This is a genomic window from Cohnella zeiphila (assembly GCF_014212055.1).
Taxonomy (GTDB): Bacteria; Bacillota; Bacilli; order Paenibacillales; family Paenibacillaceae; genus Cohnella; species Cohnella zeiphila.
The window spans coordinates 1-22,847 of sequence record NZ_JACJVO010000038.1 but is presented as its reverse complement, the minus strand read 5'-3'; the positions used below and the strand labels follow the sequence as shown (position 1 = coordinate 22,847).

Annotated in this window: 15 protein-coding genes, 15 tRNA genes, 1 rRNA gene and 2 pseudogenes; 5 read left to right on the top strand and 28 right to left on the bottom strand. The window is 57.5% G+C overall.

What is annotated here, in order from left to right; all coding sequences use genetic code 11:
- Window positions 1–57 precede the first annotated feature (57 nt).
- From H7C18_RS28500 to H7C18_RS28480, 5 genes and pseudogenes are all read right to left on the bottom strand, one after another.
- Window positions 58–2,394 carry a helix-turn-helix transcriptional regulator gene (locus H7C18_RS28500; protein ID WP_185132521.1) on the bottom strand — a complete coding sequence of 779 codons (2,337 nt, stop codon included), beginning with the start codon at window positions 2,392–2,394 and terminating at the stop codon, window positions 58–60.
- A gap of 153 nt (window positions 2,395–2,547) precedes the next feature.
- A complete protein-coding gene (locus H7C18_RS28495) occupies window positions 2,548–4,164 on the bottom strand; it encodes an extracellular solute-binding protein (RefSeq protein WP_185132520.1) in 1,617 nt (538 codons plus the stop codon).
- A 46-nt stretch (window positions 4,165–4,210) separates the two neighbouring features.
- Window positions 4,211–5,095 (bottom strand): carbohydrate ABC transporter permease, encoded by an 885-nt coding sequence (locus H7C18_RS28490; RefSeq protein ID WP_185132519.1) that lies wholly within the window; start codon window positions 5,093–5,095, stop codon window positions 4,211–4,213.
- Window positions 5,096–5,128: 33 nt separating this feature from the next.
- Complete coding sequence (locus tag H7C18_RS28485; RefSeq protein ID WP_185132518.1) at window positions 5,129–6,112, bottom strand: ABC transporter permease; 984 nt, start codon at window positions 6,110–6,112, stop codon at window positions 5,129–5,131.
- A gap of 219 nt (window positions 6,113–6,331) precedes the next feature.
- Window positions 6,332–6,610, bottom strand: a pseudogene (locus H7C18_RS28480) (rhamnogalacturonan lyase family protein); the annotation flags it as partial.
- A 150-nt stretch (window positions 6,611–6,760) separates the two neighbouring features.
- Here H7C18_RS28480 and H7C18_RS28475 point away from each other — a divergent pair.
- Window positions 6,761–6,955 carry a DUF2188 domain-containing protein gene (locus H7C18_RS28475; protein ID WP_185132517.1) on the top strand — a complete coding sequence of 65 codons (195 nt, stop codon included), beginning with the start codon at window positions 6,761–6,763 and terminating at the stop codon, window positions 6,953–6,955.
- Window positions 6,956–6,974: 19 nt separating this feature from the next.
- Here the strand turns inward: H7C18_RS28475 and cobA are convergent, their stop codons facing one another.
- The 4 genes from cobA to nirB are packed head-to-tail and all read right to left on the bottom strand — an operon-like array spanning window position 6,975 to window position 11,382.
- Window positions 6,975–7,742, bottom strand: coding sequence for a uroporphyrinogen-III C-methyltransferase (cobA, locus tag H7C18_RS28470; protein WP_185132516.1), 768 nt, complete (start codon window positions 7,740–7,742; stop codon window positions 6,975–6,977).
- Window positions 7,739–8,590 carry a formate/nitrite transporter family protein gene (locus tag H7C18_RS28465; RefSeq protein WP_185132515.1) on the bottom strand — a complete coding sequence of 284 codons (852 nt, stop codon included), beginning with the start codon at window positions 8,588–8,590 and terminating at the stop codon, window positions 7,739–7,741. Before H7C18_RS28465 ends, cobA begins: the two co-directional genes overlap by 4 nt.
- A 23-nt stretch (window positions 8,591–8,613) precedes the next feature.
- On the bottom strand, window positions 8,614–8,925 hold the full coding sequence (gene nirD / locus H7C18_RS28460) for a nitrite reductase small subunit NirD (RefSeq protein ID WP_185132514.1): 312 nt from the start codon (window positions 8,923–8,925) through the stop codon (window positions 8,614–8,616).
- Window positions 8,926–8,943: 18 nt separating this feature from the next.
- On the bottom strand, window positions 8,944–11,382 hold the full coding sequence (gene nirB / locus H7C18_RS28455) for a nitrite reductase large subunit NirB (protein ID WP_185132513.1): 2,439 nt from the start codon (window positions 11,380–11,382) through the stop codon (window positions 8,944–8,946).
- 290 nt (window positions 11,383–11,672) lie between these two features.
- Between nirB and H7C18_RS28450 the strand changes: the two genes are divergently transcribed.
- Together H7C18_RS28450 and H7C18_RS28445 are read left to right on the top strand one after the other, a co-directional pair.
- Window positions 11,673–12,296: an ANTAR domain-containing response regulator gene (locus H7C18_RS28450; protein WP_185132512.1), complete on the top strand. Its 624-nt coding sequence runs from the start codon at window positions 11,673–11,675 to the stop codon at window positions 12,294–12,296.
- The gene (locus H7C18_RS28445; protein WP_185132511.1) at window positions 12,293–13,339 is read left to right on the top strand and encodes an anthranilate phosphoribosyltransferase; all 1,047 of its coding nucleotides are present in this window, start codon (window positions 12,293–12,295) and stop codon (window positions 13,337–13,339) included. Before H7C18_RS28450 ends, H7C18_RS28445 begins: the two co-directional genes overlap by 4 nt.
- Before the next feature lie 89 nt (window positions 13,340–13,428).
- Here H7C18_RS28445 and H7C18_RS28440 read toward each other — a convergent pair whose 3' ends face one another.
- The 3 genes from H7C18_RS28440 to H7C18_RS28430 form a co-directional block, all read right to left on the bottom strand.
- A complete protein-coding gene (locus H7C18_RS28440; RefSeq protein WP_185132510.1) occupies window positions 13,429–14,967 on the bottom strand; it encodes a hypothetical protein in 1,539 nt (512 codons plus the stop codon).
- Between the two features lie 29 nt (window positions 14,968–14,996).
- On the bottom strand, window positions 14,997–18,200 hold the full coding sequence (locus H7C18_RS28435; RefSeq protein ID WP_185132509.1) for an S-layer homology domain-containing protein: 3,204 nt from the start codon (window positions 18,198–18,200) through the stop codon (window positions 14,997–14,999).
- A gap of 568 nt (window positions 18,201–18,768) precedes the next feature.
- Window positions 18,769–18,954, bottom strand: coding sequence for a hypothetical protein (locus H7C18_RS28430; RefSeq protein WP_185132508.1), 186 nt, complete (start codon window positions 18,952–18,954; stop codon window positions 18,769–18,771).
- On the opposite strand from H7C18_RS28430, the pseudogene H7C18_RS36215 reads away from it, so the two are divergent.
- Both H7C18_RS36215 and H7C18_RS28420 read left to right on the top strand, forming a co-directional pair.
- Window positions 18,922–19,383: pseudogene (locus tag H7C18_RS36215) on the top strand (winged helix-turn-helix domain-containing protein); the annotation flags it as partial. The gene H7C18_RS28430 and the pseudogene H7C18_RS36215 overlap by 33 nt on opposite strands.
- A 375-nt stretch (window positions 19,384–19,758) precedes the next feature.
- Entirely contained in the window at window positions 19,759–20,958 is a 1,200-nt protein-coding gene (locus H7C18_RS28420) for a LuxR C-terminal-related transcriptional regulator (RefSeq protein WP_185132506.1), read from the top strand.
- Window positions 20,959–21,071: 113 nt separating this feature from the next.
- Here the strand turns inward: H7C18_RS28420 and H7C18_RS28415 are convergent.
- The 16 genes from H7C18_RS28415 to rrf all read right to left on the bottom strand — a co-directional run bounded on the left by H7C18_RS28415 (window position 21,072) and on the right by rrf (window position 22,754).
- A tRNA-Leu gene (locus H7C18_RS28415) sits at window positions 21,072–21,157 on the bottom strand.
- Window positions 21,158–21,164: 7 nt separating this feature from the next.
- A tRNA-Arg gene (locus H7C18_RS28410) sits at window positions 21,165–21,241 on the bottom strand.
- A 13-nt stretch (window positions 21,242–21,254) separates the two neighbouring features.
- Window positions 21,255–21,328: transfer RNA gene (locus H7C18_RS28405), tRNA-Cys, on the bottom strand.
- Between the two features lie 10 nt (window positions 21,329–21,338).
- Window positions 21,339–21,413 (bottom strand) — tRNA-Gly (locus tag H7C18_RS28400).
- A 7-nt stretch (window positions 21,414–21,420) separates the two neighbouring features.
- Window positions 21,421–21,495, bottom strand: a tRNA-Gln gene (locus H7C18_RS28395).
- 18 nt (window positions 21,496–21,513) lie between these two features.
- Window positions 21,514–21,589, bottom strand: a tRNA-His gene (locus H7C18_RS28390).
- Between the two features lie 14 nt (window positions 21,590–21,603).
- Window positions 21,604–21,677 (bottom strand) — tRNA-Trp (locus tag H7C18_RS28385).
- An 11-nt stretch (window positions 21,678–21,688) separates the two neighbouring features.
- Window positions 21,689–21,772: transfer RNA gene (locus H7C18_RS28380), tRNA-Tyr, on the bottom strand.
- 14 nt (window positions 21,773–21,786) lie between these two features.
- Window positions 21,787–21,862, bottom strand: a tRNA-Thr gene (locus H7C18_RS28375).
- Window positions 21,863–21,883: 21 nt separating this feature from the next.
- Window positions 21,884–21,959, bottom strand: a tRNA-Phe gene (locus tag H7C18_RS28370).
- 15 nt (window positions 21,960–21,974) lie between these two features.
- Window positions 21,975–22,051: transfer RNA gene (locus H7C18_RS28365), tRNA-Asp, on the bottom strand.
- 39 nt (window positions 22,052–22,090) lie between these two features.
- A tRNA-Met gene (locus H7C18_RS28360) sits at window positions 22,091–22,167 on the bottom strand.
- Window positions 22,168–22,285: 118 nt separating this feature from the next.
- Window positions 22,286–22,360 (bottom strand) — tRNA-Glu (locus tag H7C18_RS28355).
- Window positions 22,361–22,365: 5 nt separating this feature from the next.
- Window positions 22,366–22,458: transfer RNA gene (locus H7C18_RS28350), tRNA-Ser, on the bottom strand.
- Between the two features lie 4 nt (window positions 22,459–22,462).
- A tRNA-Asn gene (locus H7C18_RS28345) sits at window positions 22,463–22,538 on the bottom strand.
- A gap of 99 nt (window positions 22,539–22,637) precedes the next feature.
- Window positions 22,638–22,754: ribosomal RNA gene (rrf, locus tag H7C18_RS28340) — 5S ribosomal RNA — on the bottom strand.
- Window positions 22,755–22,847 lie beyond the last annotated feature (93 nt).

Sequence of the window (22,847 nt, the reverse complement as noted above, 5' to 3'; positions counted from 1 at the left end):
CCGCTTTGCACTTTTCCTCGCGCTTTGGACATTGTTGCCCGCGGATCGCCGCGGCTCCTAAGAACGCCTGCTCAGCTCGCGGTAGCGGGTCGGGGTCATGCCCTCCATTTTCTTGAAAATGCGATTGAAATAGCTGTGCTGGTACCCGACGCTCTCGGCGACGTCGTTGATTCGCAGCTCCGTCTCCCGCAGCAGCTCCTTTGCTTTATCCGTCCGCAGCTCCGTCAAGTAATCGATGAAGTTCTTGCCGGTTACCTGCTTAAACGATTTGCTTAAGTAGAACGGATTCGTGCCCACATGCTCGGCACAGTTGTCGAGCGAGATGTCCTTCGCATAGTGGTCCTGCAAAAAAATCATCGCTTGCTCGATCATTCGCTTGATCTGGGCGTCCGAGCGGTTCGACAGCTCCGCCTGGAACGGAAGCAGCACCTTGCGCCGGAACCAGGCCAGCATCCGCTTCGGTTCGTGGATCTGGGACAATTGCTCGTACAGATTCTCCCCTTTGAACAAGCGGCCCGGGTTGATGCCGGACACCATCATCGCGTACTGCACGTTGCCGAGCAGATGCAGCATCCCTTGCTGCACGTCGAACACCGTCGCTCCGGCGCAGGTCAGCGACGCCAGGAACGAATCCAGCAGCTGCTGCACCTCGTCTTCGCGCCCCGTCCGCAGCGCCTGAACGAGTTCCCGCTCCAGCGTGAACGGATACGGCACTTCCGCATCCGCCCCTTTCCCGGCCCGTTCGTCCGACAGGTCGATGATTTGGTTGTCGCTCGCGAAATCCCGATAGCCGACCGCCTGCTTCGTCCTCTCGAAAACGAGGGGCACGTCGGAGATGCGCGGAACGGGCCGGCTGAACGCCATCGCCACCCGCATGTTCAGAATCCGGTTGATCGACTGGGTCAGCTCGTTGCCGAATTCATGCAGCGTCCGTGCGTAATCCTCTCCGTTCGGGATGAAGACGAGCAGCCCCGCCGTCAAATCGTGGAAGTTGATCGTGTCGCTCTGCTCGAAGCGGTGGCTGCCCAATTCACTGATCATGTTGACGGCCGCGAACGTGACGAGCCCTTCGTCTCCTTCCCGGAACCGCGCTTCGCCGCCGTTCATGCCGATCAGCTGCACATAGATCACGATAAGCCGACGGTCTCCCAGCTCCCACTTGAACTGCTCCATGCGCCGAACCAGGTCCGATTCCGAATAGGCGTACAAATAACCTTGGAGCAGCTGGTGCAGGAAACTCTCCTTAATATGCGGCAGCTGTTCGTCCAGCTTCGTGTTCAGCTCGAGGCTCATCTGATGGAGACTCTTCCATTGCCGTTCGATGAGCGCGAACTCGTCCTCCCGGCCGCCGCCCGAATGTCCCGCGAGCAGCGTAACAAGGCGCCGGACCGGCGAGTAGATGCGGCGAGAGGCCAGCCAGGCCAGCAAGGCGGCCAGCAGCAGCGCGGCGAGACTGACGGCGATGATCGCCTTCGAGATGGACACGACCGGGGACGTAATGTTCGAGATGGGAGAAGCCGAGACGTAGACCCAATCGTCCGCAATGCGCGTCAGACGGCCGAACGACACCGTATACGTCCCTCCCTTCCAATCGAGAAAGAAAGAGCCTTTCGCCGCGCCGAAGTCGGCCACTTTGTCCCTTAACGCCGCGATAAACGGAGTATCGTAAGCGCTTCCGTCTCCGGAGACGAACAACTCCCCTTTGTCCTGCTGCACGAACGTCTCCCCGTCGTTGTAAGGAGACATCGTGCGAAGAAGGTTGGCGACCTTGTCGCGGCTGAAACGGAAGATGAGAGCGCCGATCGGATGCGTGCTTCCGCCGGGAATCCGGTGCACGAGCGCCAGGTCTTTCGTTCCGGGATGTCGGGAATCGAACGCCCACTGCGTCCAATACATCTCGCTGCGCCCCTCGACCAGCGGCTCGTATACGTCCGCCGCCGTCTCCGAATCCAGCGCGTCGTATTCCGGGCCGAGCAGCACCGGTTTCTCCCCGCCGACGTACAGCTCCGCCTCCTTGACCATCGCGTTGGAGCCCTGCATGGCGATCAGCGTCTTGGTCAAGTCCTGCGTCGTCTCGAAATCCTTGACGAAATCGAGCCCTTCCAAGGAACTGCCGAACTTGCTGTCGAACGCCCAATGGGATAACAGCAGCTCCAGGTTGCCGAGCTGGTCGTCGATGTTCTGGGACCGCTGCTCGATCTGCCGATAATGAAGCTGTAGCAGTTCATTCTCCACACGCTTGCCTGCAATCTCGTAAACGAGCGCTCCCGTGATGAGCCCCGGAATGCCGGAGACGATAAAGATCATGATGAGGCTCTTCTTGTAGAAGCTCCCCAGGCGGGCGGAGGAACGCTCCAACCTGCTCGCCGCTCTCGCTCTTAACGTTGCCAGCATGCTCTCTCACCGCCGATATGGGATAGGTTGCCGAAGCGATCCGCTTCTCTATCTCAGCATATACCAGATTCGCCCGTTCGGAAAAGCGGCGTGCGCGCGAAAAACGCAGCAAAGACCGCCCGGATTGTAGGCCGGACGGCCCTGCTCCCTGCGTTACTTGCTCTGGGTGGCGGCGTACAGCTCGTTCATTTCCTTCACGAGATCGTCTCCGCCCGATTTTTTCCACGTCTCGAACGCGGCTTGCAGCCCGGCTTCGTCGATCTGCCCGACGATATACTTGATGCGGGCGTCGTTGATGATATCGTCGAGCTGCTGCCCCTTCTGCGTATAAACCGTAGAGATGAACGGCTCGGCCGGGTTAGGCACGACGTACTGCTCGGCTTCCGTCTGGATCTGCGTCGTCTTGGCGCGAAGCGGCGTCTGCTTCACGTTTCGGCTGGCTACGGCCCCGATATAAGGAATCATTTGATTCAATCCCTCAACCTCGGACTCCAGCAGTGCCGCATCTTTGCTGGGCACGACGTCTTCCCCGTCCAACGTGTAATGCTTGCCTTCAATGCCATAGCCGGCCAGCGTCTGGATGTCCGGATCGTTTAATTGATCGATAAACGAGAGAACCCGCTTCATTTCTTCTTCGGTCTTCACGGTCGACTTCGGAATGGACAGCATGCCCGAGAAGCCGGATGTTGGAAGCGCGTGCAGCTTGCCGTCGTCCCCGGTGACGCCGATCATGTTGTCCATGTATTGCGCGTTCGGATCGTCCTTGCCTTCCTGGGCCATCGCCGCATGAATCTTATCGTCGATGCGCGCGGCGGTATCGGTGACGTCGACGATGACGCCCGCCTGGCCGTTTATGACCGGATCGTTCCACTTCGCGCTGTCGAACACCGCGAAGTCCTGGTTGATCAGCTTCTCGTCGTACAGCTTTTTCATGAATTGGAGAGCTTCCAGATACTCCAGCGTCTGATGCTCCGGCACGAGCTTGCCGTCCGCGACGCCCCATTTGTTCGGCGCGCCGAACCACAGCTTGATCGTATCGAAGCCGCTCGCCCATCCTCCGGTCCATTTGACGAGCACCATGCCGTACGTGTCGTCCTTGCCGTTGCCGTCCGGATCCTTCTCCTTAAACGCTTTCAACATGTTGTAGAAGTCGTCGATCGTCTTCGGCGGCTGCAAGCCGACCTTCTCCAACCAGTCCTTGCGATAGTTGATGCCGTTGCGCCCCAGGGGACGCGAGCGGTAGACGCCGTAGTTGCGTCCGTCGATCGAAGAGTTGTTCAGGATGACTTCATTCGATTGGCTTAAATATTTATAGTCCTTAAAGTAGTCGGTCAGATCCCAGAACGCACCGGACCGGGCCGCGTTGACAAAGCTCGGTTCCTTGGGGCTGCCCACCATCATGATCGTCGGCAGCTTGCCGGAGGCGAGCGTAATGTTGAACTTGTCCGTGTACGAGGCATTCGGCACCCATTGAAGATGAATGTTCGTATTCGTCAGCCGGTCGATCTCCTTGGTGACGGGGCCGTCGTCCTTCGGATAGTTCGTCTTGAAGATCGGAAGCATGATCGACAGGTCGAGCGGCTTCTCGTTCGAAGCGGACGACGGCGACGATGACGACGATGACGGAGCGGACCCGCTGGCCGGTGCCGGGCTGCCGGACGAAGGGGAAGCGTTGTTGCCCCCGTTATTGCCGCCGCAGCCGGCGATCGACGCGAGAGCCAGCACGCCCGTCGCGCCCAGTACTGTCCATTTCGCTTTCGTTTGTTTCATTCGTGTTCCTCCCTTTTTTTGAAGGCGACGCTATGATCGCAATCCGTTATCCCTTGACCGAGCCGATCAAGACCCCTTTGGCGAAATGCTTCTGAAGGAACGGATAGACGAGCAGAATGGGGATCGTGCCGACGACGATGACGGCCATCTTGATCGATTGCTCCGCTTCTTTGACGTAGTTGTAGTCGACGCTGTCCGCGCTGCCCGCGGCCATCTGCGACAGCAGCACGATCTGCCGGAGCATGACCTGGAGGGGCCAACGAACCGGATCGTTGATATAAAGCAGCGCCGAGAAGAAGTTGTTCCAGTGGCCGACCGCGTAAAAAAGCGTGAACGTGGCGAGCACCGGCATCGACAGCGGCAGCACGATTTTCCAGAGCAGACTGATCTCCGCGCATCCGTCGATGCGAGCCGCCTCCTCCAATTCCTGCGGAATCTCCTGAAAAAAGTTTTTGACGATGATCAAGTTGAATGCGCTGATGGCGCCGGGCAGCATGAGCGCCCAATACGTGTCCAGCAGCTGAAGCTCCCGAACGACCAGGTACGTCGGAATCAGGCCGCCCCCGAACAGCATCGAGAAGACGACCAGGTTCAGCACCGCATTGCGCCCCGCGACCCCCCGCTTGGACAGCGCATACGCCATCGTGACGGTGAAGAACAAGTTGACCGCCGTGCCGACCACCGTAATGTAAAGCGAGTTCCAGATGCTGTGCGTGACGGTATCGGTGGAGAAAATATATTTGTAAGCGGACAACGAAAACGAGTGGGGGATGATGAAGAACGCCCGCTTCGTCAGCTCCGCGTCGCTGGCGAACGAGCCGGCGACGATGTAGAGGAAGGGCAGCACGGCGGCCACGCCGACGATGGCGAGGAAAACATAATTGGCCGTGTCGAACAGAGTGCTGCCGAAGCTTCGATACTTATGGTTCAATGGACTCTCCTCCTTTCTTCGCCGCGCCGCGGACTAATAGATGCCGGACTGGCCGAACCGCTTGGCCGTCCAGTTGGATCCGACCACCAGAATGACGCCGACCACCGCTTTGAACAAGCCTACCGCCGTGCTGTAGCTGAACGCCCCCTGCGTGATGCCCATCGTGTAGACGTACGTATCGAACACTTCCGCGACTTGGCGGTTGAGCGGGTTGAGCAGCAGATAGATTTGCTCGAAGCCGTTGTCCAGCACGTCCCCCATCCGGAGAATAAGCAGAATGATGATCGTGTTGCGGATCGACGGCAGCGTAATGTGCCACATCTGGCGCCACCTGTTGGCTCCGTCCATGATCGCCGCTTCGTACTGCTCCACGTCGACGCCGGCCAGCGCCGCGAGGAAGATGATCGTCCCGAATCCCGTCTCCTTCCAGATCGTCTGCAGGATGATCATCGGGCGGAACCACGCGGGACTGCCGAGGAAATCGACCGTATGCCCGGTATACCGTTCGATCAGGGCGTTGACGATTCCTCCTTGCGTCGTCAGGAAGACGTAAGTCAGGCTGGCGACGATGACCATCGAGATGAAGTGCGGCACGTAAATGAGTGTCTGGATCGTCCTCTTGAAGAACGCCCGCCTCACTTCGTTCAGCAAGAGGGCAAGGATGATCGGGGCCGGAAAAAAGAAAAGCAGGTTGTACAGCGACAGAACGAGCGTATTGCGCAGCAGCATCCAAAATTCGGGATTTTCGAAGAAGACGCGGAAGTTTTCGAACCCGATCCATTCGCTTTTCCAGAAGCCGAGGAACGGCTGGAAGTTCTGGAACGCGAGCAGAATGCCCCACATGGGCACGTACTTGAAAATGATGAAGTACAGCAAGCCGGGAGCGAGCAGCAGATAGACCCATCTATCCTTGCGCAATCGAGCCCATAGATTCGTTCGGCGCGCTCCGGGAATCCTGGAGGCGCGCGCCGCTTGGGCATGGCTCGAATTCGAATTCGACTCGGCCGTAAGCTTCATCCGGTCACCTCCCGTGCAGTTCGTTGCTTGCCGGCCTATCCGGCGTGCAGCTAAATTATGACTTGCGGCCCGTTTGCAGCCAATCGGATATTTTTGAAATGCGTACGACGCCTTGTCGTAAGGGCTTTTTGCGCTTCGAACAACAAAGTGCAAACCGGTCAAAATCGGAGAATACCACTTTCGATGCGTGGTCTGCTCGCCGGCTCGGCGAATTTCTCTTCATGAAAGACGAGGAATCGGCACCTTGGACCAATCGAGGTCGGACGCGAAGTAGAAGCTTGGATAACACGGCTGGTTGTACGCGACGTTCTGCCAGGCGACGCCGACGCGGTACTGCGGGTCGTGCATGAGCGTATACAGCTTCCGGTCGGTGAGCTCCGTGCCGAGATAGATGCGGATCGCCGAGCTGTCGGCCGTCCGGACCAGCAGCTCTTCCCGCCAATCGCCGAAAATGTCGGCCACCAGGCACGGATTCCCTTTGGTGCCGTTACTTTTCCTCGGAGAGAACGAGTGAACGCCCAAAAAAACCGGGGCGCTTCCGGTGCGCTCCGGTTCCTTTTCCAATCATGGGAACTGTTTCGTTAATCGCCGAACGGGGAATTGATAAGTAAGACGGGCGGTACCGCCGCCTAAGAGAGGTGATCATTCATGCCATGGACACATGACGACTATCCGCCGTCCCTCCAGAACTTCACCGCTCCGATTCGCGACAAAGCGGTCGAGATCGCCAACGCGCTGCTCGAGGAGGGCTACGACGAAGGCCGGGCCATTGCCATCGCCACCGCCAGAGCCAAGGAATGGGGCGAGGACCGCCACAAGCAGATCCGCAAAAAGGGGCATTGACTTCGGCGCGTCCGGGGGATTATCCGATCTGCAGCCTGGCCTCCGCCTCCAGCAGAAGCAGCTGCTCCCGCACCAGCACGACGTCTCCGATGACGATCAGCGCGGGATTGCCCAGCTTCATCGCTTCGGCCAGCTTATGGATATGATCCAGCGTGCCGGTGATGACCCGCTGCTCGGCGGTCGTACCCCGCTCGATCAGGGCGACCGGCGTCGCGGGACTCTTGCCGTGGCGAAGCAGCTCCGAACGGATCTCGCCGAGCCGGGAGACGCCCATGTAGACGACGAGCGTGTCGACGCCCTGCGCCAGAAGGTCCCAGCGAACGGGAGCCGTGTCCCCGTGGCAGCGATTGCCCGTCACGAGGGCGAAGGAGGCGCTTAAGCCCCGATGGGTGAGCGGAATGCGGGCGGAGGCGGCCGCGCCGATCGCGGAGGTTACCCCCGGAACGATCTCATACGGGATTCCCAGCTCCGCGAGCGCCAGCGCCTCCTCGCCTCCTCTGCCGAAGACGAACGGATCCCCGCCCTTCAACCGTACCACCGTTCGTCCGGCCAGCGCGTATTCGATCATCCGCTTCTCGATCTCGCGCTGCGGCATCGAATGCCGTCCCGGACTTTTCCCGCAATACACCCGTTCCGCTCCCGGCTTCGCGTATTCCAGCAGTTCCTCGCTCGCCAGGCGGTCGTACATCACGACGTCGGCTTCCCTCAGCCGCCGAATCGCCTTCAGCGTAATCAGCTCCGGATCTCCCGGACCGGCTCCGACCAGATAAACGGCGGCGGGCCTCATGCGCTTTGTTCCGCGGACACGGCCGAATCGAGCGTTCCGGGAACATTCCGTCCCGGCAGCAGCTTGATCCCTTTCTGCGATAGAGCCAGCATCACGCCCGTGAACAGCGCGCCTCCGATAAAATTGCCGACCAGAACAGGGATTTGGTTCCACAGCCACCAGTCCCCGACGCTCACCTTCGCGCCGAGCATCATGCCGGCCGGGATGACGAACATGTTGACGACCGCGTGCTCGAAGCCCTGCCCGAAGAAGGTCAGAATTGGCAGCCACATCGCGGCGATCTTGCCGATCGTCGAGGTCGACGACATCGCCATGACGACGCCGAGCGTCACCATCCAGTTGCACAGAATCGCTTTGACGATCACCAGCAGAAGCCCTTCGGCTCCCATGCTCTTATAGGCGATCGTCTTCGCCTCGGCCGTGGAGATGAGCGTCTGCGCCAACGGATTGGCCATGTCCGAGCCCATCTTCGTAACGGTCAGATCGTATAGCACGGCGTAGACGAGACAGCCGAGAATGTGGCCGACGATCGCCCAGCCGAAGCTGCCGAGCATGCGGCCGACCGACGCTCTCCGGGCCAGCACGGACAGCGGGATCAGCGCGAAGCTGCCGGTGACCAATTCCAGGCCGAGCAGCACGATCATCGCGAAGCCGACCGGGAAAATGATCGCGCCCGCCATGCCGATCTTGGTCTGCGACACGGCCGTGAACGCAAGCGTCGTCGCGAACGCCAGAATCGCCCCGCCCAGAAAACCGCGAACGAGCATTTGCCCCGCGCTCGCGCTCGCCTTGGCCGTACCGCCTTCGACCATCGATTTCAAAATCTCGTTCGGTTTTACGTAATCCATGCTTCTCGCCCCCCCGAATGAACTCAGATGGTAATGTAGATCGAACCGCTCGCGCCGTCCACTTCCGTCTCGAACGTCGCAACGCACCCGTCGTCCGGCTCGTAGACGTTGCCGCTTCTCAGGTCGATCTTCCAGTCGTGCAGCGGACAATGAACCGCGGTGCCGCAGACCATTCCTTCCGACAGCTTGCCGTTCTTATGCGGGCAGCGGTTCTCCAGCGCCTTGACCTGCCCGTCGGACAGCCGGAAGATCGCGATCTCCGTTCCTTCCAGCCGGATCGTGCGGGCTCCCTTGACGTCGATATCCGCGATATTTCCAACCAGCACTTTCGCCATGTCGCTTCTCCTCCCGTATCAGTTCCGCACGGCCGGTTCCGGCGTCAGCGTCTCGAAGTTTTTGCGCAGCTCGCGATCGGAGGCAATCTGCTTCCACGGATCGGTCGTGTGATCCAACGCGGTCCGAATGCGGCCGTAGAGCGCCTTCCGCTCCTCCTGCTGCTCCAGCGCGGCCTTGATCGAATCGAGACCGACGCGCTCCACCCAGACCGAAGTGCGTTCGTTCCACTGCGCGTTCTCCCGGTAATATTGCAGGAACGCGCCGCCCCACTCGACTACTTCGTCCTCCGTCTTCACGACGCACAGCAGGTCCGTCGCCCGGACATGAACGCCGCCGTTGCCGCCGACGTGGAGCTCCCATCCGCCGTCGATCGCGACGACGCCGAAATCCTTGATCGTCGCTTCCGCGCAGTTGCGGGGGCAGCCGGAGACGGCCAGCTTCACCTTCGCCGGCGTGTTCAGCCTCTCGAACTCCTTCTCCAGCCGAATGCCCATGCCGATCGAATCCTGGGTCCCGAATCGGCAGAACGTGTTGCCGACGCACGTCTTGACGGTCCGGAGCGCTTTGCCGTACGCATGACCGGAAGGCATGTCGAGCTCCTCCCACATCTTCGGCAGGTCTTCTTTCTTGACGCCGAGCAGGTCCAGCCGCTGGCCGCCGGTGAACTTCACCATCGGGACGTCGAACTTCTCCGCCACCTCGGCGATCTTCTTCAGCTCCGAAGGAGAGGTGACGCCGCCGTAGATGCGGGGAACGACCGAGTACGTGCCGTCCTTCTGGATGTTCGCGTGGTATCTCTCGTTCGTGAAGCGGGATTCCTTCTCGTCCTTGTATTCGGTCGGCCACAGCATGCCCAGGTAGTAGTTCAGGGAAGGACGGCACTTCGAGCATCCTTCCGGATTGTTCCATCCGAGAACGTTCATCACTTCCTTGACGTTCTTCAGCTCCATGCGCTTGATCTCGGCGACGATCTCGTCGCGGCTCAGCGTCGTGCAGCCGCAGATGCCCTCCTTGACCGGCTCGCCGACCGCGTCGCCTCCGTAGATCTTCAGCAGGCCTTCGACGAGCGGCTTGCAGCCGCCGCAGGAACCCGAAGCCTTCGTGCAAGCTTTGATCTCCCCGACCGTGGAGCATCCTTTCGATTGAATCGCTTCGGCGATCGTCGCCTTGGAGACGCCGTTGCAGCCGCAGATGATCTCGTCGTCCGCCATGGCTTCCAGCCGGCTCGTCGGAGAAGCGGGAGCGGCACCGGCAGAGAAGCCGAGCAGCAGCTCCTTCTCCCGTCCTTTGATCGACTCGCCTTTCTTCATGATGGAGAAAAGAGAAGCCCCGTCCGACGTATCTCCGAACAGCACCGCGCCGACCAGCTTATCGTCTCTGAGCACGATCTTCTTGTACACGCCGTCGATCTCGTCCTGATAGCGCAGCGTGCGCGTCCCCGGCGGTTCGTCGTACCGGCCGGCGGAGAAAACGTCGACGCCGGACACTTTCAGCTTCGTCGAAGTGACCGATCCTTCGTAGCCGCCCGTCTCCACGCCCGCCAGTCGTTTGGCCAGAACCGCGCCTTGCTCGTAAAGCGGAGCGACCAGACCGTAAGCGATGCCCCGATGCTCGGCGCACTCGCCGACGGCATAGATGCCCGGCTCGCTCGTCTCCAGGTAATCGTTCACGACGATGCCTCGGTTCACTTCCAGCCCGGCCGACCGGGCCAGCTCGACGTTCGGCCGGATTCCGACGGCCATGACGATCAGATCCGCTTCGACGTCCGTTCCGTCCGTGAACCGCAAGCCTTTGACCCGCTTTTTGCCGTAGATCGTCTCCGACTGCTTGCGCAGCAGGAACTTCATTCCTTGCCGCTCCAATTCCGCCTGCAGCATCTTCGAAGCCGCTTCGTCCAGCTGCCTTTCCATTAAATAGGCGTTGATATGGACGACCGAAACGTTCATGCCGAGGTGCAGAAGTCCGCGCGCCGCTTCCAGACCGAGCAGCCCTCCGCCGATGACGACCGCGTTCTTGTAAGTTTGGGACGTTTCCAACATGATCTCGCAATCGCGGATATCGCGGAACGCGATGACGCCTTCCTTGTCCGCCCCCGGCAGCGGCAGCATGAACGGCTGCGAGCCGGTCGCCAGCAGAAGCACGTCGTATTCCGCCTCGGCTCCCTCGCGCGAATACACTTTCCGTTTTTTCGTATCGATGCGGGTAACGGTATGGCCGGCATGCAGCTTGATCCGGTTCTCCTCGTACCAGTCCCAATCGTTAAGAACGATCTCCTTGAGATCCGCCCCGCCCACCAGCACGGACGACAGCATGATCCGATTATAGTTGGGATGAGGCTCCGCCCCGAAAATCGTGATCTCGTAAGCTTCCGGCGCCAGCTTCAGCAGATGCTCCAGCGCGCGCACTCCCGCCATTCCGTTGCCGACCATAACCAGCTTTTTTCTCGGCTCCGCCATGTTCATGTCCCCTCTCGCGAATCGTAGCGGAAACTCAAAAAGCCTGCCCAGCTCGCAGAGACGCACGCGTCTCCGCTAAGCTGAAGCAGGCTTCATTGCCGCTTGTTCCGAATACATCGTTGTATTCGGGATGTTATAAAAACTATAGTATGGAATTTTCTTTTTGTCAATATACATGACATTTAAATAAACGGAAATCAAAAGCTCTCGACACACCCTCCGCATTTATGTTATATATTTTAACATCTACATTGTTTTAGAACAGACGCGAGCGGGAGAGGAGAAGCGATATGCGCTCTTTGTTGGTTATTTATAACCCGGCGACGGCAAAGGAACGGAAGGCGGCCACCGCTTCAAAGACGCATCTCCCCGAGACGGTCATGCGGTCCTGCGGCTATGCCGTCACGACGGCCGATACGGAAGAGAGCGCGCGCAAGCTTGTCGCGGAGGCGGATGCCGCGATTCTTCATCTGCCCATTCCCGAGATTGGGGCTTGGAGCGCGAAGCTTTTGCAGTGGAAAACGATCCCTCTTCTATGGTGGTGCAGCGAAACGACCGCGACCTTGTCCGTGGAGGCCTGCGAGGACCGCATCATGACCGACGGCGTTATCAGCTCGTCGATGCAGCCCGCCGAGATTCACTGGTCGCTTCACTTCGGAGCGAAGATGTGCTTCGAGCGCCAGCAATGGCAATTGGAGCGCCAGCAGTTGCTCTCCAAGATCGAAGAACGCAAGTGGATCGACATCGCCAAAGGCATTCTATGCGAGATCAAGAATATTTCCGAGGCGGAAGCTTACGATATCCTGCGCAAGCAAGCGATGAACGAGCGCAAGCGCATGGTGGACGTCGCCGCCTCCATCGTGAACGTCTACAATCTGCTGCAAGAGCAAAAGCTGGGGAGGACGAAACGATGATACATTTGCTCAAAGAAGTGGCTCGCGGCAAGCGCGGCGCCCGCGACCTTGTATACGAGGAAGCCGCGGAAGCGGCGGAAGCGATTCTGACGCAGCGGGCGACGCCGGCCCAGATCGGCGCGTTCCTGATCGCCGAACGCGTGAAGCTGGAGAGCGTCGAGGAACTTGAAGCGTTCGTCCGCGTCGGCCGCCGGCACACGCTTCGTTCCGATGACTTGCCGCGGGGAATCGATTGCGCGGGACCGTACGACGGGCGCAAATCGTCTTTTTACGCGACGTTCGCCGTCGCCTTCGTGCTTGCTTCGGCCGGCTTGCCGGCCGTGCTGCACGGGGCGGCTTCCTTGCCGCCCAAGTGGGGAATGACGCTTCAGGACATCGTTCAGGCTGCCGGCATCGCGCCGGCCGATCTGACTCGCGAGCGCTCTATGCACGTCGCTCGTCATACGGGCGTCCTGTACGCCTCGACCGAGCGCTGGTGCCCCCCGTTGGGCGAGCTGCGCCCGATTCGCGAGCAGCTCGGCATGCGGACGGTGTTCAACAGCGCGGAGAAGCTGCTCGACGTGGCCTCTTCCCCTTTTATCGTGTTCGGCGTTTACCACAACACCGTATTCGACCGGCTGGCGCGCCTGCTGATTAAGCTGGGCTACGAGAAAGCGCTGATCGTCCAGGGCTCGGAAGGCTCGGAAGATCTGTTCATCGACCGTCCGACCCGAACTTATCTGGTGGAGAACGGAGAGTTCCGCCTGCAGATTTACGATCCGGAATCGTACGGTCTCGAAGCGACGCCGCCGGATACGCAGTGGACCCCCGGCGAGCAGCTGGCCGTTACCGAAGCCGTTCTCCGCGGAGAAGCCGATCTCGCTTACACCAACCAGGTTCTGCTGAACGGCGCCGCCAGGCTTCATCTGGCCGGTCGCGTAGATTCGCTCGAAGCGGGGCTGTACGCCTGCAAGGCGCTCATCGACGGCGGGGAAGCGTACACCGCCTACTTGAACTGGCGGGAAGCGATGCGGGAGCCGCTGCACGCTGCCTCGCCGTTCTAAGTCTTTTGCGATACAGCAATAGCCCGGGGTAGCCGCGCGCCGCCCCGGGCTTTCTTTTTTTGTTCGAACGTCTCTTTCCCGCCCGAACTTCAGTAAAGCGCGTAACTTGAATTTTTCATCTTGGCAAGAAGATCATCCGGAAAATTTTCAGTTAAAAACTTATATACATGGGGATTTGCCTTGGTGCCTGCTTCGAGATTCTCTCCGGCAAATTGCTTGACCGTCTCCTCCAGCAAGGCGGCAAAACCCGGATCCTTCCTCCCGTAAGATTGCTGTTCTTCCGAGAAATCGACAAGCACAAGTTCCCTTTGTTCATTATTCCTGAACCGAATATTGGCGGGACGGAAATCGGAGATCGGTTCTGTCCCCCCTCTAGCCCATAAACTCGTTACAATTTGGTTCAGATAAAACCGAATCTGTTCGATTTGTCTCTTTTCCGCTGAACCTAACTGATCTATTTCAACCTGGCCGGCCCAAACGGTCGGATCGCATTGGTCGGGAATCCGCTCAACAAGATACAAGTTGTCCAATCTCGGATTGTTATAAATCCTCGGAACAGAGATTGTTTTCTCATTTTCACGGTACATCTTCATTCCCATAGAGGTAGGAGATTCCGAGAGGTTAATCGGTACGCGAACCAACATTTTGGAATTGTTCTTTACATTATATCTGATGCGTTCCGTGCTTAAGATTTCATAAATGTCGTGATAGCTCCCTTCGGTGCTGACCAGCCTGCATCGCACATCATGATTGTTGATCCTCAGATCCTTCTCCGTTCCCGGACGATCTCGTTCCTTCGTTGGACTCGGATGCTCCGACCGATTCTTCGCGCTTATTCCCAATTCCAAATTCTTAAAGTCGAAATTGTTATGGTTGTAATCGTCCGGATAATGATAATTGTTCCGGTTCGGCTGACCGTAGCGTTCATTAGATCCGCTGTTGCGCGGCTGGCTAAAATAGGATCCGTATGCATGATTATAGTTCGGCTGGCTGTTATACAATCCATAAGCGTTATTGTTGTTCGACTGGTTATGACCCAAGCTGTAATCCATGCCATCCGTAGTCTGTTCGGGCCAGTAATAACCGCCTTGATAGTAATAAAACTGGCCCGAAGCATCCGCATAACGGTCCTGCCGATCCGTTTTGGAGAAGAGCGCCCGATAATAGGGGTCGAAGTACTTGCCTCCGGACGCCAAGTATTGCAGAGTCTGATCGTTATATCGATACCTCTCATTCGAGAGCGTTTCCTCATAAACGGAAAATGCCAATTCCTTGAACAAAAGAGGAGGAGCATGCAGCGTATCCCGGGTATCGATGAACTTTCCCTCTTCGTCTTTCTTCTTCACCAATTGCCTTTGAATAATTCCCTTCGCTGACGTTTGTTTCGCTGTCGACTCCCCGGGCTGCAGCGAATCCAGCATTCGGCTGACGGCCTGATTGCCGATCGTCCGCTGCATTTGCGCGACTTGCGCAGACGGGTCTAAATGTTCCGGCGCTCGCCTGAGCGTCCTGCCGATTCCTGGATTGCCGGATTTTAATACCGGACGACGCGGTTGGAACAGGTTGTCGACCCCCTTGCCGGCTTGCGGTCTTGCCGCAAGCCGGGGTTCATATTGCGCTCCCGGCAATCCCCGTAGGCTGCGGCAGCGCGATTGGATCAGTCGATGAACTTCGCATGCTGCAGGAAGCGTTTGAGCATGACGGTTGCCTGAGCCCTTGTGGCGAATGCCGACGGTCCGAACGAACCGTCGGGAAGGCCGGTGATGATGCCCGCAGCCGCTACTCGCTCAACGGAAGCTTCTGCCCAAGGGGAAACGGAGGCTTGGTCCGCGAATGCGCCAAAGTTTGGCTGTTCCATAGCCGCTTCGCTTGAAGATCCTTCGACGGCTGTCAGCGCTTTGGCCACCATGACCGCCAGCTGCTCCCTCGTGATTCGGTCATCCGGCGCGAAACGATCGGCCATAATTCCTTCAGCCAGCCCCGCTTTCACCGCCGCCTCAATCGCAGGCGCATACCAAGCGTCCGCCGCTACGTCCCTGAACGCCGTTTGTTCGCTGCCCGAATTCGTCGTCATTCCCATCGCACGGACAAGCAACGCCGTAAATTCCGCCCGGGTAATCTCCGCATCCGGCGCGAAACGGTCGGAAGTCACTCCGTTCACGACCAGCTTCGACGCAAGATAGCCGATGTCATTCTTCGCCCAATGGCCGTCCAGATCGGCGAACTTGACGCCGCCCGTCTCCAGGATGGCATAGATGCTGTTATGCGGCGCGCTCATCGACATCTCCGCCTTTCCGTCCGAACGGACAGCGAAAACCGCCGGGATAAACGAGAACGCCTGCGATGCCTCGTCGTAATAGGCAGCGGTCATGAGCTTCGCTTTGCCCGCATCCAGCGAGTCCACGACAATCGCCCGGGCCATGTAGGTTCCTCCGAATTCGCGGATTTCCGCTTCTTGACTGCTCGTTGTCGAGACGGTCACCTTGTAATCCACGGCGTCTCCGACGATTTTGGCGCCTTGGACGGAGGCTGCCTGGTTCAGCTCGGCTTTCTTCTGCCCGCCGACCCTCTCCGTGCTGACGTTTAAAGCAAGATCCTTCAGCTCGACGCCCAGCCGCTTCGCAACTTCATCCAGGCCAATCGCTTGAATGCTCAGCTGAAAGCTGGAGCCGTTCAATTCCATCTCCACGATGCCGTTCGGAACGGCGGCAGCGGCAGAGGCGATCCAGGCGGCGGGAAGCGTCACTTGTACGGCAGCCTCGGTATCGTTCACGACGATGGTGAGAATCGGAGTTTGGGCGTTTTTCCAGAGGTCAAGCGCCAGTTCCAGCGTTTTCTCGTCGAATTCGACCGTCTCGATAATGGTGCCGTCCTGCTGCGTTTCTTTCCGGATGCCGGACGAATCCACGGTAAGCGTCACGCCGCCGGAAGGATTGGCGGCGACTTGCGAGACCGGGGGGACGGGAACGATCGGAACCGTGCCGCTCGGGGCCGCTCGGGTTACCGCAATCGTATAGGTTTGTTTCGATCCGTTAAGAGCGGCAACGGTTAACTCGATATGATTCTCCCCCACGTTAAGCGCCAGCTGCCCGCTCTCCGCGTTGCTCGCCACGGGCAGCGGAGATCCTCCGTTCACGCTCACTGTCACCGTATCTCCGGAAGCCGCAGCCATCGGCTTGACGGTCAGCGCATCAGTGCCGTATCCCACAGAGGCCTCATAGCGGTAGATCCCGCTCGCGAACGCTGGCGTTAACGTCCCTTGGGACAAAGTCAATCCGCTTAGCGAGGCGATCGAAGAATCCAAGCGGAATCGCTGCGACACCGCGGTCGCCAAATTGCCAAAGCGGTCCGCCGCCTTCACATGCAAATACCAGTCTCCTTCCGCTCCGCTCTTCGTCAGCGTATCTCCGCTGGCGAACAAAGCCCAGTCCGCTCCCCCATCCGGCTCCGCGGCATCGTTCGTCCAAACGTACTGCAATGTCGAAGCGTCCACTCCGCTTCCCGCGTCATTCACCGTCACTTTCGTCGCAGCCGACGCAGACCAGCTTTCGCTTCCGTCCGTCTCGAATTCGACCGTAGGAGGATCGACGTCGGCGTTCACGCTGAACGTGAACGGAACCGCTTCAACGACCGGGTTATACGTGTCCTGCGCCGATACCGTCAACGTATATGTACCGTTATCGAGATCTGCCAAAGGAACCGTAAAGCTGAACGTTTGATCGCTGCCGTCCGCAATCAAATGAGACTCATCGTTCCCTACCGTAGCGCTTGAGGCGTCCTTCAAGTCGTACGCTGTTGCAACCTGCTCCCCGACGCTGCCGTCTCTCACCGTTCCCGTTATCGTGAACTCGTCATGGCCCGGGGTAAGATCGTAGACGGTCGCCGAGAGCGGTTTGACTTGAAGTACCGGCTTGGGAGCCAGCAAATACGGATACGATTCCCCTTCGCGAATTCCCCAAGTGGAGGCGAAATCATACCCGGGATAGGCAGCCTCCGACTTCATCTCGGCATTCGTTCTTCCCGACCCGGCCGCGCTGGCGGGTTGCCCGGAGGCATCCATATCCCAGAAGGAGTTGGTCACCGTCGGGGAAAAGGAGCCGATCCCTCCAACCAAGCCGCCGTAGTCGCTAGTAGTGCCCGTTACGGTCCCCGCCGAGTAGGAGCTATCGATTTGGGCGGCACTGCCGATGACTTGTCCGACCAAGCCGCCGACGTCTTGATCTCCCTTGACGCTGACGTCTGCATAACTATTTTGAATCGTTCCGTACTGCTCGCCTACCAAGCCGCCGATCCTCTTCTGACCCGTAGCGCTTCCGCTCGCGGCCGAATTTCGGATCGTTCCCGTGCTAAGCTCTCCTACCAAGCCGCCGATAGCTGCGCTGTTGACATCCCCCACTGCCTTGACGTTCGCAAAAGCGCCCTGAATCGTGCCTGTGTTAAAACCCGCCAAACCGCCAACATATGTATGTCCGTTGACATTGCCGGCGACATAAACGTCCTGGACGTTTCCTGCAATGGAGCCGGCCAGAATCCCGACGTATTGAAAACCGGTCACGTTCGCACCGATCATCCGAAGATTTTTTACCGTGCCGAATAAAATGCCAAAGAGGCCCTGCTTCAGCTCCCCCGGACGGTTGATCCGCAAATTCCGGATCGCGTGGCCATCCCCGTCCAACGTCCCCGTAAAATTAGGGGTATTCGGACCGATCGGCAGCCAGCCGCCATCGTCCCCGGTGTCATAATCTTTCAGTTCGATATCCGCCCCCAAACGGTAATAAGCCGACAGATTGTCGCGAATCGCGGACAAGTCATCGGGAGTCATAACGATGTACGGGTCGCTTTCCGTTCCGGAACCGCTCATCCCCGCCGCGTGGACCTCCCCTATTCGAACGGACATGGCAAGCGGCTGAACCGCAACAATAAGCAGAATGACAGATAATATCCATTTCCTCAACATACGACCTTCCATCCTCTCCATTGGTCGAACCAGGGTGCATGATACAGGCTCGCAAACCTAATCTTATCGCCGATGGAGGAGATCGGCCATCCCCCGCGAAGAGTGATTTTTCGCCGATCCTCCTCATGGTTTCCCGTGATATAATAGAAAAATATAACAGATTTAAAGTGGGGGAACCTGGAGAATGCGCAAGCCGCAAAAGCTTGAAAATCCGAATCATGCTCTGACTTATCGGTCCCGATGCATAGAGCTGTTGAAACGCGAGTCTCACCGGCCCTTGGTTTTGCTCATCGCTCCGACAGGGTACGGCAAAACCTCCTTGATGAAAATTCGGGCAAGCTCGTTAGCTTCCGATAACCGCACCGTTTGGCTTACACTGGAGGATGCGGACAACGACCCCCGTCATTTTCTCAACCGCTTGAACGCCGCTCTCCCTTCCCATGAAAGAAGACCGGACAAACCTCCTCTCGAATCAATCGCGGAACTTCTCAACAGCGGGAATGAAACTCATCTTTTTTTCGATCAGTATGAGGCGATTCTCAATCGGGACGTTCACGACACGTTGACGGATTTGCTCCTGCGTACGAACGCGAACGTTCGGTTCTACATCGCCGGCCGGGACAAAATGCCTTTCCAAACGGATGATCGTATTCCCCATTCGAAACTGCTTTCCCTTACGCAGGAGCATCTGAGGCTGGACCTATCCGAATTGGTGCAATTCGCGAAAGACCAAGCCGGAATCGTTCTGGACGATGAAATCGCCGAAAAGTTGGACCAATGCACCGAAGGGTGGTTACCGGCCGTGCAAAGCTATGTTTCCTGCGTTGACGGGAGCAAAGCGCGTCTCATGAGCCCATCCGCAGCTCTCCGTTCGCTTGAATCCGAGGTGCATGATTTGTTTTTGCACCGCGTCTTTTTGCGGCAGCCGCCGGAATTGCAGCAATTTATGCTCCAAACGTCGATACCCGAATGCTTTGATGATGATCTGGGGCATACCTTGACTCGCGACCCTCGTCATATCGAGAAAACGGAAAGGCTTCTGGAAGGCCAACTGTTTCTGACTCAAGACGCACATGGATGCTACCGGTACCACCCCCTGTTTTCCAAATTTTTGCGCAACCGTCTTCGACAAACCGATAAAGAGCAGTATCATGCGCTTAATGAAAGATATGGCGAGTGGCTGGAGCGAAAAGGTCATATCCTAGAAGCGGTCCAACTCTGGTTGAACTGTTCCGATTATGAACGTGCCGAGCAGGCCGTCCTGGTCGACATCCCGGCCCTCTTTTCCATTGCGAATCATAAGGTCCTTCGAACGTTGGATGCATTCCCGAGAAAGGAATTGATCCAGCGCCCTTCGATTGCCATCTTGTATGCATGGTTCCTCATTTCCGATCAGCGAATTTCCTCGGCCGAAACCGTTCTTCTTCAGATCGAATCGGAAATGCAGGACGAACAAAAGTACGTGTTTGCGCTAACCGGAGAAGATGTCCGAGGGTATATCGCCTCGTTCCATTCCATCATTTACTTTCTCCGCCATGACAAGGAGAAGGGAGCCGCGTTCATGCAGGAGACGGAATCCCGCTTGAACGGCCGCGGTCTCATTTATTGCCACACCAGTTCGATCAACAAGCCCGTGAGTTCTCTTTTCAAAAGCGCCTTTGGACATTGGGGCACGCTCGATCAATCGATCGCTATGTGCGAATATGCGGAGGAGAATTGGAGAGGAGACAATCGGGGATACGGCTATTTCCAGGCTTTGCTCGGCGAGTGCTATTATGAACGGAATCAGCTGGCCGTGGCCGAGAAATGCTTGGTCAAAGGCCGGAGAATCGGTCTCGACCTGTTGGATATCGGACTGCTGCTGCCGACGACGCTGACGATGGTTCAGATGAAGCAGCAGCAAGGAATGCATTCCACCGCACAGCTTCTTCTTGACGAGACGAAATCTCGGCTGGAAGACCGATTGGAACCGGTGGGAAGACAGCTGCTCGATTCTTGTCGAATCAGGCTGATCATGGGAAGCAACGAACCCGATCAAGTCAGCCGCTGGGTGACCGAGCATCGGCATCGCGCAAGCGAAGCTCTGGACCACAACCATATGTACGAGTATCTTACGCTGTTGAGGGCATTTCTGTATTTGAGACAGTACGAGAAAGGCATCTCGTTCGGCGAACGGTTGCTTCAGTACAGCCAGTCCTTATACCGGTTTTATTATAAAGCGGAAATCCACCTTCTTCTCGCCTTTCTTAACGACAGTTCAATGGAAACGCCCTCGGCTGTGAACCACCTGAGACAGGCGCTCGAGATCGGCCAACAGGAGGGATACTTCCGGCTGTTTCTGAATGAATGGGACCGGGTAAAGTCTCTGTTCACCAAATACGGTCAGCAGCTTCGGCAAACGACGGCATTCCACGATGAATTGTATCAACAAGGCGGAGACGCGGCAATCGATTACGGCGAACAAAATCGCGCGGTCGAACGACTTACCCCGTCGGAATCCAAAGTATTGAAGCTCCTGATCGAAGGCAGATCGAACGCCTTCATCGCCGATCGTTTAAGCAACTCCGTTGAAACCGTGAAGAGCCACTGCAAAAGTATTTATAAGAAGCTGGAGCTCAAAAATCGGGAGGAAGTCCGAACGTATTTTGAAAAGACTTTCTAACGGTCTTTCTGGATGTAACGCAGTCCAATCGGACTGCGTTATTTTCGTGCTGCTGCGTCCTAAAACACAAAAAAGCTCCTAGGACATGGTCCTTGGAGCTTCGTTTACAGAATTGGTGCTGGTGAAGGGACTTGAACCCCCACTCCGTCGCCGGAAGCGGATTTTGAGTCCGCCGCGTCTGCCATTCCGCCACACCAGCAAGTAAATGGCGCGCCCTAAGAGATTCGAACTCCTGGCCTTTAGATTCGTAGTCTAACGCTCTATCCAGCTGAGCTAAGGGCGCGCATATGCAATTTTGGAGGCGCCACCCAGACTCGAACTGGGGGTAAAGCTTTTGCAGAGCTCTGCCTTACCACTTGGCTATGGCGCCAGAAAGAAGATGGAGCGGAAAACGGGATTCGAACCCGCGACCTTCTCGTTGGCAACGAGATGCTCTACCACTGAGCTATTTCCGCGTACAAATGGCTGGGGATCTAGGATTCGAACCTAGGAATGACGGAGTCAAAGTCCGTTGCCTTACCGCTTGGCTAATCCCCAATATGCAGTTGTCATAAATGGGGCGATCGATGGGACTTGAACCCACGAATGCCGGAGCCACAATCCGGTGCGTTAACCCCTTCGCCACGACCGCCACGCTATTCAATTTGGCAGGGGCAGCAGGAATTGAACCCACACTAACGGTTTTGGAGACCGCTGTTCTACCTTTAAACTATGCCCCTACAAAGGTAAGTGGTGGAGGGTGATGGATTTGAACCACCGAACCCGAAGGAAGAGATTTACAGTCTCCCGCGTTTGGCCACTTCGCTAACCCTCCATGGGTATCCTGCATGGTGCCGGCGAGAGGACTTGAACCCCCAACCTACTGATTACAAGTCAGTTGCTCTACCAGTTGAGCTACACCGGCAAACTTCGATTATCCGTATCATGGTGGCTCGGGACGGAATCGAACCGCCGACACGAGGATTTTCAGTCCTCTGCTCTACCAACTGAGCTACCGAGCCGAAGGTGATCTTGAATGGCGGAGCCGACGGGATTCGAACCCGCGTTCTCCTGCGTGACAGGCAGGCATGTTAGGCCTCTACACCACGGCTCCACATTTGCATCCGGATCATAAGTCCGTTGGTAAAACAGTTGGTTGCGGGGGCAGGATTTGAACCTGCGGCCTTCGGGTTATGAGCCCGACGAGCTACCGGACTGCTCCACCCCGCGACATTGTACAAGCTTTCCTCAAGAGGCGACATTTAATATCATACCTTATCCGCCGCACTCTTTGCAAGTCCTAATTTCATTTTTTTCTCAAAAATTTCGGACCCGCAAGGCAAGAAAATGGTGACCCGTGGGGGAATCGAACCCCCGTTACCTCCGTGAAAGGGAGGTGTCTTAACCGCTTGACCAACGGGCCGCAGCTGGCGGAGAGAGAGGGATTCGAACCCTCGAGACGCTTGTGACGCCTACACGATTTCCAATCGTGCTCCTTCGACCAAACTCGGACATCTCTCCAAAATGGCTCCCCGAACAGGACTCGAACCTGTGACAACTCGATTAACAGTCGAGTGCTCTACCGACTGAGCTATCAGGGAACATTGCAAAAGGCGTTTGCCGGCCCGGCGGCGTTCGACTCTCACAGGACTCGGCCTGCGTCGGTCCAACATCGTCTTGCCTTGGGTATAGAACACCCGGCTTGGCAACGTCCTACTCTCCCAGGACCCTGCGGTCCAAGTACCATTGGCGCTAGAGGGCTTAACGGTCGTGTTCGGGATGGGTACGCGTGGAACCCCTCCGCCATCACTACCGGACCGACTTCTTTCTCAAAGCTTGCGCCTTGATAACCGGATACGAAACGTTAGCGATTGTAATCATCCGTGCCTTGATTGGATCTTTAGGATAAG